The organism is Halomonas sp. (assembly GCF_041689495.1).
In the GTDB taxonomy this organism is placed as follows: domain Bacteria; phylum Pseudomonadota; class Gammaproteobacteria; order Pseudomonadales; family Halomonadaceae; genus Halomonas.
The window spans coordinates 1-10,659 of sequence record NZ_JBDNGD010000203.1 but is presented as its reverse complement, the minus strand read 5'-3'; the positions used below and the strand labels follow the sequence as shown (position 1 = coordinate 10,659).

At 62.4% G+C, this 10,659-nt stretch carries 11 protein-coding genes and 1 pseudogene; 3 read left to right on the top strand and 9 right to left on the bottom strand.

Features of this window, described 5'->3' with window-relative positions; translation table 11 throughout:
- Positions 1-141 precede the first annotated feature (141 nt).
- The 3 genes and pseudogenes from tusB (at position 142) to ACESMD_RS07330 (ending at position 1,124) form a co-directional block, all read left to right on the top strand.
- On the top strand, positions 142-432 hold the full coding sequence (tusB, locus tag ACESMD_RS07340; protein ID WP_372611766.1) for a sulfurtransferase complex subunit TusB: 291 nt from the start codon (positions 142-144) through the stop codon (positions 430-432).
- On the top strand, positions 432-785 hold the full coding sequence (locus tag ACESMD_RS07335; RefSeq protein WP_372611764.1) for a TusE/DsrC/DsvC family sulfur relay protein: 354 nt from the start codon (positions 432-434) through the stop codon (positions 783-785). The genes tusB and ACESMD_RS07335 overlap by 1 nt, the downstream gene beginning before the upstream one ends.
- 1 nt (position 786) lies before the next feature.
- A pseudogene (locus ACESMD_RS07330) lies at positions 787-1,124 on the top strand (ACP phosphodiesterase).
- A gap of 12 nt (positions 1,125-1,136) precedes the next feature.
- Here the strand turns inward: ACESMD_RS07330 and glp are convergent.
- The 9 genes from glp to ACESMD_RS07285 all read right to left on the bottom strand — a co-directional run bounded on the left by glp (position 1,137) and on the right by ACESMD_RS07285 (position 10,613).
- Positions 1,137-2,345, bottom strand: coding sequence for a gephyrin-like molybdotransferase Glp (gene glp, locus ACESMD_RS07325; protein WP_372611762.1), 1,209 nt, complete (start codon positions 2,343-2,345; stop codon positions 1,137-1,139).
- Between the two features lie 77 nt (positions 2,346-2,422).
- Complete coding sequence (gene moaB / locus ACESMD_RS07320; protein ID WP_372611760.1) at positions 2,423-2,932, bottom strand: molybdenum cofactor biosynthesis protein B; 510 nt, start codon at positions 2,930-2,932, stop codon at positions 2,423-2,425.
- Positions 2,929-3,255: a DUF1244 domain-containing protein gene (locus tag ACESMD_RS07315; protein WP_372611758.1), complete on the bottom strand. Its 327-nt coding sequence runs from the start codon at positions 3,253-3,255 to the stop codon at positions 2,929-2,931. Before ACESMD_RS07315 ends, moaB begins: the two co-directional genes overlap by 4 nt.
- Positions 3,256-3,343: 88 nt before the next feature.
- The gene (locus tag ACESMD_RS07310) at positions 3,344-4,405 is read right to left on the bottom strand and encodes a formate dehydrogenase subunit gamma (RefSeq protein WP_372611756.1); all 1,062 of its coding nucleotides are present in this window, start codon (positions 4,403-4,405) and stop codon (positions 3,344-3,346) included.
- Positions 4,406-4,417: 12 nt separating this feature from the next.
- Positions 4,418-5,032: a formate dehydrogenase FDH3 subunit beta gene (gene fdh3B / locus ACESMD_RS07305; protein WP_372611754.1), complete on the bottom strand. Its 615-nt coding sequence runs from the start codon at positions 5,030-5,032 to the stop codon at positions 4,418-4,420.
- 56 nt (positions 5,033-5,088) lie between these two features.
- Positions 5,089-7,947 carry a formate dehydrogenase subunit alpha gene (locus ACESMD_RS07300; protein ID WP_372611752.1) on the bottom strand — a complete coding sequence of 953 codons (2,859 nt, stop codon included), beginning with the start codon at positions 7,945-7,947 and terminating at the stop codon, positions 5,089-5,091.
- A 27-nt stretch (positions 7,948-7,974) separates the two neighbouring features.
- Entirely contained in the window at positions 7,975-8,181 is a 207-nt protein-coding gene (locus ACESMD_RS07295; RefSeq protein ID WP_372611750.1) for a twin-arginine translocation signal domain-containing protein, read from the bottom strand.
- An 81-nt stretch (positions 8,182-8,262) separates the two neighbouring features.
- Complete coding sequence (locus ACESMD_RS07290) at positions 8,263-8,898, bottom strand: molecular chaperone (protein WP_372611748.1); 636 nt, start codon at positions 8,896-8,898, stop codon at positions 8,263-8,265.
- A 5-nt stretch (positions 8,899-8,903) separates the two neighbouring features.
- Positions 8,904-10,613 (bottom strand): 4Fe-4S binding protein, encoded by a 1,710-nt coding sequence (locus ACESMD_RS07285; protein WP_372611746.1) that lies wholly within the window; start codon positions 10,611-10,613, stop codon positions 8,904-8,906.
- Positions 10,614-10,659 lie beyond the last annotated feature (46 nt).

Below are 10,659 nucleotides of genomic sequence, written 5' to 3'. Positions count from 1 at the left end.
GGTCTTGTCGAAGACGACCTGATGCTCAAGGCGACCGCCATCCCCCAGGCGTCAATCGCCCTCGAGCCGGAAAGCCATCGCCTGGTTCTGGTCTTTTGAGACGACCCAGGGCGTGAACGTCGCCTTGTCACAGAGGAATCCATGTACCTGCACACCTTGAATCGCTCTCCAGCCACCAGTCGTGTCTATCAGCAGACGCTGGCGGCAATGGGTCCCGATGACCGTCTGCTTCTGGTCGAAGACGCCGTCCAGGGGGCCCTTCCGAAGTTGATGCGCTACTTCACGGGCCTGGAAGGTCGTCTCTTTGCTCTGCGTGAGGACCTGGTGGCACGGGGCCTGGAAGGGCAGTGTGATCCCTCGGTACAGATCGTGGATGTGGATGGCTTCGTCCTCCTGACCGAGGAGGCAGACAATACGGTGACCTGGTACTGATGCCGACCACCACAGTGTCACGTTATATCGCGGCGCAGGGTCACGAGATTGCCCTGGATCCAGAGGGACACCTTGTGGACCTCAATGATTGGTCTCCCGCCATCGCCGAGGTCCTGGCTCAGGAGGAGGGACTCACCCTGACGGAGGCGCACTGGGAGGTAATCGAAGTGCTTCGCTCCTTCTATGCACGTTACGAGATGGCTCCGGCCATGCGGCCCCTCGTGAAGGCCGTTGCCCTGGCACTCGGGGCCGACAAGGCCCGCTCCATTCACCTGATGCGCCTCTTTCCCGGTAGCCCGGCAAGGATAGGAGCCCGGCTCGCGGGTCTTCCCAAGCCGGCGAACTGTCTCTGACATGAATTTCCTGGCCCATGCCTGGCTGGCCCGCAAGGGAAGTGACGACTTCCTCTATGGAAACCTGATCGCCGATGGGGTCAAGGGCAGTGACCTCTCTGCCCGGCACCCGCTCGACTGGAAGCCATGATGCCGGTCCTGCTGGAGCAGGACTGGCTGCATCGCTATGCGGACTTCGCCTTCACCTGCCGGGCCATCAGCGGCATTGGCTGTCGCCTCAGCGGCCCCAATCGTCTCGCGGAACTGATTCCCTGGCTGGAAGCGGATTATCCCGCTCTGGCAGATGATTTCGACGATCTCTGGCCATCACTGAAGGCAGAGTTGGCGATCCCTGGCTGAGGCTGAACACCTTCAGTCACTCCGCAACCAGAGGCAGTCAATGATATCGCCGCGGCAGATCCGCGAGTCAGCAGGAATCTCCGCCAGGGCATCGGCACTGATGCAGGAGGAAAGAACACTGGAATTCTGATCACGGAAGGCGTGGGCCTTGATCCCTTGTTCGCCGAATGCCAGGGCTACGCGCATGTAGTGACGCCTCGGGCCGGTCTCGGTCTCGAAGTCCGCGATGGCCGAGAGCCGGGGGAGGGTGGCAAGGGCGGGACACCCCAGCAAGGCCCCCATCAGGGGTCGCAGGAACAGCCAGGCGCCGACGAAGCTGGAAACGGGATTGCCGGGCAGGCCGATGAAGCGGACCTCACTGAGATCCTTCCGGGGCAGGCGACCCAGTGCCAGGGGCTTGCCGGGACGAATGGCAAGGCGCCAGAGGTCCAGTCGGCCCAGAGATTCCAGGGCCGCCTTGACGTGATCCTCCTCGCCCACGCTGACGCCTCCGGTGCTGACAACGACATCGGCACGCTCGCTTGCCTCTGCCAGCAGACGCAGCGTGGCTTCGCGGCTGTCGGGCACCGAGGGCGTCCATACCACCTCACCACCAAAGCGTTCGAGCAGACGCCGGAGCATCGGGCGGTTGGAATTGTAGAGCTGTCCGGCCTTCAGTGGCCGACCCGGATCGACGATCTCGTCACCGGTGGAAAGCAGGGCCACACGGGGACGACGGCGTACCGCTACCTCGGTGAACCCCTGACCGGCCAAGTGACCCAGGGCGGCGGCCTCGAGGCGTTCGCCAGCCATCAACAAGGGCTCTCCGCTGGTGACATCGCGGCCACGGCGGCGGACGTTGTCGCCGGCGGGAATGGCGTCGGGTATCAGGGCCTGCTCACCGTCCACTCTGACCCTTTCCTGCATCACCACGCAATCGGCGCCAGGCGGGATCTCGCCTCCAGTAAATATCCGGGCACAGGTGCCGGGCTGGAGTGGGCGAGCGGGCGTTCCGGCCGTGATGCGTTGGCTGATGAGCCGCCACTGGCCGGCATCATCATGCGCCAGTGCGTAGCCGTCCATGGCGCTGTTGTCGAAGGGCGGTACATCCAGGCGGGCGGTGAGCTCCCGGCCGAGGATTCTGCCCGCGGCGGACTCCAGGCACAGGGTCTCGCAGGGTAACGGCGTGACACCGGCGAGCAGTGCCTCCAGCGCTTCCTCCACGGGCTTCAGCTCAGCCATGCTGACCTCTCCCGGGAATTACTAGATTGGCCAGAAGGTATGAAGAGTCGCATGGCTTGTGACGACCTTTGGTTCCCTTAACCATGCTGACCTCTCCCCGGAATTACCAGATTGGCGAAGTTGCATGGCTGGTGACGACTGTCCAGCTGCTCCAGAAGAATGCCCTTCCAGGCGGTCTTGCAGGCACCGGTGGATCCCGGCAGGCAGAAGATCACGGTGCCATTGGAAAAGCCGCCCAGACTGCGACTCTGGATGGTGGAACTGCCGATTTCTTGCCAGGAAAGTTGACGAAACAGCTCGCCGAACCCCTGGATCTCCTTGTCCAGAAGAACAGAAACCGCCTCGGGGGTGGAGTCGCGGCCCGTGAAGCCGGTACCACCGGTGGTCAGGATGACTTGCACCTCGGGATCGGCGATCCAGGCCGCGACCACGGCACGGATACGGTAGACGTCGTCGATGACGATCTGCTTGTCCGCCAGTCGATGGCCGGCCTCGGTCAACCCAGCGACCAGGCTCTGGCCGCTGCGATCGGTTTCCTCGTTGCGAGTGTCTGAGATGGTCAATACCGCGACATCGAGGGGAATCATGGGTTCTTGCCTTCAGATTGTTTGCGAGCCTGGCGTGCCTGCATGGCGGCCAGTTGCTCAGGAGTGGCATCCTGCTGGTAGTTCGCCTTCCACTTGGCATAGGGCATGCCATACACATAGTCTCGCGCCGTTTCGTAATCGAGCTCGGTGCCACGTTCCTGGGCGGCATTGACCAGCCATTTCGAGAGACAGTTGCGGCAGAAATCCGCCAGGTTCATCAGGTCGATGTTCTGCACCTCCTTGTGCTCGTCGAGGTGATCGAGCAGTCGACGAAAGGCGGCCGCCTCGATCTCGGTACGGGTGGCGTCGTCAAAATCTCGCATGGTTTCGGTGTCCTGTTCGGTGGATTCGGTCAAGCATAACAAAAGACACCGCCCGTAGGCGGTGTCGAAGGCAGGGTGCGACAGGATATCAACCCGAGCGTGGGGCGGGTTCATCGCCTCCATGGGCAGCTCCCCGCTGGGCGGCGAGGTCCGCTTCCGGAATCGCCTGATCCTTGACCCCTTCGTACCAGAGGTTGTGGTGTTCCTTGGCCCAGGTCTCGTCCACATAGCCGGTGGCCATGCCCTCGATAGAGCCCTCCGTACCGATGGTGCCGATGTAGATGTGGCTCAGGGCGACGGCGGTGAGTCCCAGCGCACCGATGGCATGAATGATGTTGGCCCACTGCATGGTGTCACGGGACTGACCATAGTTCGGGAAGTCCAGGACGAAACCGCTGGCAACCACAGCGATACCCGCTGTGGCCAGCAGCCAGAACCAGACCTTCTCGCCGCCATTGGCAAAGCCCGCGTCGACGTGGCCCTTGCCCACCAGGCCACCCCCTTTCTTGAACCACACCAGGTCATGTTTCTTGGGCCAGTTGTGGTGCAGCAGGCGCAGCAGCAGGATTACCAACAGGACGCCGAAAATGGGACCCAGGTAGTTGTGGATCAGCTTGGTGCCGGACATCATCGCCGCCCAGAAGCCGTCACCGAACAGCGGACGGAAGACGGCATTGCCATAGGAGAGGTTGAGCCCGGTGAGTGCCAGCAGGATGAACAGGGTGGCCACCGTCCAGTGCAGGGACCTGACCACCAGGGACCAACGCAGCAGCTTGCGGCCAGTCCGAGGTTCATCGAGCTTCTTGCTTCCGACAATCAGGTAGAACAGCACGATCAGGCCCAGCATGCCGCCAACGGCGATCAGGCCGAAGGGGGAGACCCAACGGTTGCGCAGTTGTCGCCATGACTCACCACTGGCGTTGATCAGGTTGTAGTTGCTGTCGAAGCGGGAATCCCGGTAGTTGGGACCGGTTTCCCCGCTGCGAATCTGACGCCAGGCATCGGCATCGATCGTCGGCACCGCCGTGGCGATCTCGCGGTCGGGATCGGCCTGGGCCAGTGCCTGCTGGCCCAGCCCCAGCCCGACGACCAGCGCCAGGGCCAACAGACCCATGCGCCACAGGGTCGACCAGGTTTTGGAAAGTTTCATGACATGACCTCCTTACCCCTGTTGGGTGGCGTCATAGGCCAGTGAATCGGCATCGGCCCTGGGATTGCCTGACCAGCCGCCATCCTTGTGACCACGCTGGACGACCCGCTGACGGAAGATGTCCGCCACTTCCTGGGCATCGCCGGCGAGCAGAGCCTTGGTGGAGCACATCTCGGCACAGAGCGGCAGCTTGCCCTCGGCGATCCGGTTGGCCCCGTACTTCTGGTATTCCTCCTCCTTGGTTTCCGCCGGGCCGCCGGCACAGAAAGTGCACTTGTCCATCTTGCCGCGCTCACCGAAGGCATTCTGCTTGGGAAACTGCGGTGCGCCGAAGGGGCAGGCATAAAGACAGTAGCCGCAGCCGATACAGAGATCCTTGTCGTGGAGCACGATGCCGTCATCGCGCTGGTAGAGGGTCTCGGTCGGGCAGACGGCGATGCAGGGTGCATCGTCGCAGTGCATGCAGGCCACCGAGATCGAGACCTCGGTAGGCTCCCCGTCGTCGATGGTCACCACGCGACGGCGCTGGACGCCCCATTCGACTTCATTGGCGTTCTTGCAAGCCGTGACGCAGCTGTTGCACTCGATGCAGCGTTCCGCGTCGCACATGAATTTCATTGTGGCCATGTTGTTCTCCCTGGCCCGGGGATCGGCGTCCCCGGGTGATCAAGTGGTTTCGGGCCTCAGCTGGCCTTCTCGATGCGGCAGAGCGTGCACTTGGTTTCCTGCATCTGCGTCACGCTGTCGTATCCATAGGTGGTAGCGGTGTTGGCCGCCTCACCGAGCACGTAGGGTGCCGTTCCTTCCGGGTAACGATCATGCAGGTTTTCACCCTGGAACATGCCGCCGAAGTGGAAGGGCATGAAGACCACTTCGCGAGCCACCCGATTGGTCACCAATGCCTTGACGCGGACTCGGCCGCCCTCGGCACCCTCGACCCAGACCATGTCGCCCTCGGCGATACCCAGGTCATTGGCCAGTGCCGGATTGATCTCGACGAACATCTCCTGCTGAAGTTCGGCAAGCCAGGACATCGAGCGAGTTTCTTCGCCGCCACCTTCATACTCGACTAGGCGTCCGGAGGTCAGGATCGTCGGGTATTTACCGGTGACATCATTCTCCTGAATCGACTTGTAAAGCGTCGGCAGACGGTAGTGCGAGGTCACGTCGTCCCAGGTCGGGTAGTTCGCCACCAGATCGCGCCGGCTGGTGTAAAGCGGCTCGCGATGCTTGGGGATCGGATCCGGGAAGGTCCAGACGTTGCAGCGCGCCTTGGCGTTGCCGAAGGGCGCGCACTCGTGGGCGATAGCCACTCGCTGGATACCGCCTGACAGGTCCGTCTTCCAGTTCTTGCCCTCGGCCTCGGTCTTCTCGGCGTCGGTGAGATCATCCCACCAGCCCAGGTCCTTGAGCATCTGAGCGGTGAATTCCGGATAGCCATCCTCGATCTCGGAATCGAGACTGTAGGAACCATCGGCCAGAAGGTTCTCGCCGTTGCGCTCGATACCGAAACGGGCTCGGAAGGTCAGGCCACCTTCGGACACCCTCTTGCTGGTGTCGTAGAGCAGCGGCGTACCGGGATGACCCATTTCGGCAGTCCCCCAGCAGGGCCAGGGCAGGCCATAGTAGTCGCCGTCGGCCGGTCCACCCTCGGCCAGAGTGGTGTTGAAGTTGAAGGTGTGCCAGTTCTGCTGATGGAGCTTGAGGCGTTCGGGGCTCTGACCTGTATAACCCACGGTCCACATGCCGGCATTGAATTCCCGGGTGATGTCCTCAATCAGCGGCTCGGTACCGTTCATCTCATAGTTCTTGACCAGTTCGTCACCGAATCCGAGCTTCCTGGCGAGCAGGTACATGATCTCGTGATCCGGCTTGGCCTCGAACAGCGGCTCGATGACCCTGTCACGCCACTGCAGGGCGCGGTTGGTGGCCGTGACGCTGCCGTAGGTTTCGAACTGTGTAGCTGCCGGCAGCAGGTAGACACCGTCCTGGCGATCGTGCATGACACCCGCCACGGTGGGATAGGGGTCGACGATGACCATCATTTCGAGCTGCTTCATGGCCTGGCGCATTTCCGGACCACGGGTCTGGGAGTTGACCGCGTGACCCCAGTAGAACATCGCCTTGAGCCGTGTCCGCTGAGAGATGGCCTCTTCTTCCTCGAGAACGCCGTCGATCCAGCGCGATACCGTGATGCCGCTGCTGAACATCGGCTTGCCGTCGGTATACTCCGCCGGATCGAAGCGACTCTCCAGCCAGTCGTAATCCAGGTCCCAGACCCTGGCCCAATGCCGCCAGGCCCCCTCGGCCAGACCGTAGTAACCCGGTAGCGAGTGAGACATCAGCCCCAGGTCGGTCGCGCCCTGGACGTTGTCGTGCCCACGGAAGATGTTGGCACCGCCGCCGGACTTGCCGATATTGCCCAGCGCCAGCTCGAGGATGCAGTAGGCACGGGTATTGTTGTTGCCCGTGGTGTGCTGGGTACCACCCATGCACCAGACCACGCAGCCGGGACGATTCTCGGAGATCCTCCGCGCGGTATCGCGCATCTGGTCTTCCGGCACACCGGTGATGTTCTCGACCACCTCGGGGGGGAAATTGGCGACTTCCTCGCGCACCTCGTCCATGGCATAGACGCGCTGGTCAATGTACTCCTGATCCTCCCATCCGTTCTCGAAGATATGCCACAAGAGGCCCCAGATGAAGGCCACATCAGAGCCGGGGCGAATCCGCACATAGCTGTTGGCCTTGGCGGCGGTGCGAGTGAACCGCGGATCCACCACAATGATGTTGGCGTTGTTCTTCTCCTTGGCCAGGAGGATATGCTGCATGGCCACAGGATGGGCTTCGGCGGGATTGGAGCCGATGAACATGATCGACTTGCTGTTCTGGATGTCATTGAGCGAGTTGGTCATCGCCCCGTAACCCCAGGTGTTGGCCACACCAGCGACCGTGGTGGAGTGGCAGATGCGTGCCTGGTGGTCGGTATTGTTGGTACCGGCCAGAGCGGCAAACTTGCGCATCAGGTAGGCCTGTTCGTTGTTGAACTTGGCCGAGCCCAGCCAATAGATGCTGTCAGGGCCGTGCTGCTCAGTCAGTTCAAGCACCTTGCCGCCGATCTCTTCGATGGCGTCTTCCCAGCTCAGGCGCTGCCATTCGCCACCCACCAGCTTCATGGGATACTTGAGGCGCTTGGTGGAATGCCCGTGCTGACGCAGAGAGGCGCCCTTGGCACAGTGTGCGCCATGGTTGAAGGGATGGTCGAAGGCCGGCTCCTGCTTGGTCCAGATGCCTTCCTGAACCTCGGCATAGACACCGCAGCCCACCGAGCAGTGTGAGCAGATGGTACGCTTCACCTCGATGGGTGAATCGAGAACCGGGGTGGTCTTGCCCTCGGCCTCGGCGCGCCGCATCATCGGCGCGCCCATGAAGCCGGCAGCCGCCAGGCCACCGGTGGCGGCACCGCTGCGCTTCAGGAACTGACGGCGGTTTATACCCAGCCCAGAGGCCTTGGGGGTATCGGATTTGCGATTCAAACGCATGGTTTCGATCTCCTGGCTGAGAGGCCGTCAGTCACGCAGGGTGGCGTAGAAGGCACGAATGTGGTCGGTTTCCCGGTACTGAATGGACTGCTCTGGCGCCTTGGCCGTCGTCTCCTTTGGCTCGGCCTGTGCCAGGGTGACGTGTCCGACGGCGGCTGCCGCACCGGCGGCTGCCGTACCCACACCCAGGGTCTTGAGGAAGCGGCGCCGCTCCGGATTGCGAGTCTTGTTCATGGTTCTCTCCTCGATCGTGCAGTGGCCGTCGATGGGCCTCTATTTGTGGTTATTGCACCACAGTCGGTTTGGTTTTCGGGGTCAGGGTTCAACGATCCTCACGGGGTCACGATTCGCCTCGCTTTCGAGACGGGACTTCTCGCTTTCCATGAAGGCCGCACCAAGCCGACCGACACTAGCATAGAAAGCGTACTCGACGCGTCCCAGATCCGCCAGGCAGTCGACGGCCCAGGGCGCGAGATGGGACATGAAGAAACGGGGTTCATTGAAGGAACGGCTTTCGATGAGCATCGCCATCACTTCACACAAGGCAAGCAGGTGATCCTCGGGATCATTGGTATGATCGGCTCGCTGGAAGCCGAGTACCTTGAGATCACGACGAAGCGCGACCAGGGCGTTATCCATGAGCTCACCGTTGAGATACCAGGAGGCATAGGGAACGACATCGCCCTCCACCACACCAACCAGATGCCGAAAATGCGCGCGGGACAATTCCTCGGGAGTTGCCTGCGCGGCAGCGCTCGCCAGCGCCGCCCAGCGTTCCGCCAACACGCCGCCATCCTGTTCGATCTGAAGTCCGGCCAGCCAGTCCAGTAAGGCCTGGTCCGGCGGCTCCCGCAAGAGATCGGCCACGAGCCGATAGACATCGGCCCTCAGGGCATCGGTATCGCTGAGCTCCTGGCGGGGAGTGTGGGGTTCAGTGGACACTTGCGACATGGCGCTCATACCTTGAGTTGTGCGTCGGGGTTGCGGGCCATTTCATGCCAGATATCCTTCACCCGGCAGTCCTCGCACATCTCCAACCTGGCCATGGCGTCACCGGAGAAGTAGGGATGATCCGCCAGCTTGGTCTTGATGGATTCGACGGTGCTGACAGTTGCAAAGGGTTTGCCGCAGCGAATGCACTCGAAGGGCGCTTCCTCGTGGCAGACGCGACGTTCGCTACGGGCCGCATCGGCCAGGAAGCCGGGCATCAGGCGGATGGCATCCTCGGGACAGGACTGGGCACAGAGCCCACACTGGACACAATCGGCCTCGCGAAAGCTGAGCAATGGGCTGTCTTCACCGGCGGCGAGAGCCGGGGTAGGGCAGTTGGTTACACAGGCCAAACAGAGGGTACAGGCGTTCTGATCGACGTCGATGTTGCCATAGGCAGCATTCCCGCCAAGCCCATGGCGTTGACCATCGGGCTCGCCGAGCCGGCTCAACCGATCCAGGACGATATTGAGACGCTCGCGTTTGTTGGTGGAGCCGAAGGTCAGCGCTTCGTCGGTCAGCGGCGCCTCGGAGGGCAGGGCATCCCGGGCGCCGGTATCGCCGGCATCGAGTCGCTGAATCCGTGATGGGCAATGCCCCAGGGCCCGGAGCAGGCCCCATGCCTGGGTCAGTTGGTCGTCGATGAAGTCAGTCAACCGCTCGGGCATGCCCGGATGACACTGGACACGGACCTGGGCGGCACCGCCGGCTAGGGCCGTCAGCCACTGGTCATGGCCGGCAGCGCCCAGTTCCTGCAGGGGGACGTCCAGGACATGCCCGGGGGTGTCGCCTTCCCCGGAGAGGTCTTCGGCTTCGCCGAAACGCACTACCGGCGCCGTTCCAGCGGCCTTGCGGTACGCCTCCAACCAGGCCAGGAGCGTTTCCTGCTGGCGGTGTGTCTCCGGCATGCGGAACTGGATGGCGCCGGTGGGACAGGCACTGCTGCAACTGCCGACGCCGTGACAACGGAAGGGGTCGATCTCCACCCAGGATTCGATACGCCCCTGGTGACTGGTGATGGCATCGGCGGGACAGACATCCAGGCAGCGGGTACAGCCGACTTTGCCACTGGCGGAATGGGCACAGAGCTCCTTGTTGATCTGGAAGTAGCGAGGCTTGTCGAACTCCCCGACCAGACCGGCAAAGGCTTCCAGTTGATCGTCACGATCCACGGCGGTCCATGGCATGGCCACATAGCCGGGAGGCGGCAGTTCCAGGGTCAGGAGGGGAGAGCGGCCCAGGTCGAGAATGGCATCGAAATGCGCAAGCCCGGCCAGCGCCCTGGCCAGGTCGAGGGCTGTGCCGTCCTTCATCAAGGTCACCGAGAACTGGCCGAGATGGCCCTCGATTCGCAGCTGGCGCAGCTGATCCCGGAGGAGGACATGGTGGGTCAGGTGGGCGGTGGCGGACAGCAGATCGTCATCCTGCGGCGTTTCGTCCTCGGCAACGGCCTCGGTGAAGACCAGCGTCACGGACGTCGGCCCCTGACCCTCGAGGGCACGGGCAGCTAGCCTGGCATGGTGTTCATTGCCCAGGATCAGGACATGGCCATCACTCTGATAACTGACACTCGCCGGCGCCAGGTTGACGGGCCATGAAATGGAATGTCGTGCTGCCTCCCTGGCATGGTGGTTTTGCTGCTCATCCACTGGCAGCAGGTCGATTCTCTGATTCATGAACACTCACGGACTGGGGTTGCATTCATTGTTTTAGTAAAAGTTT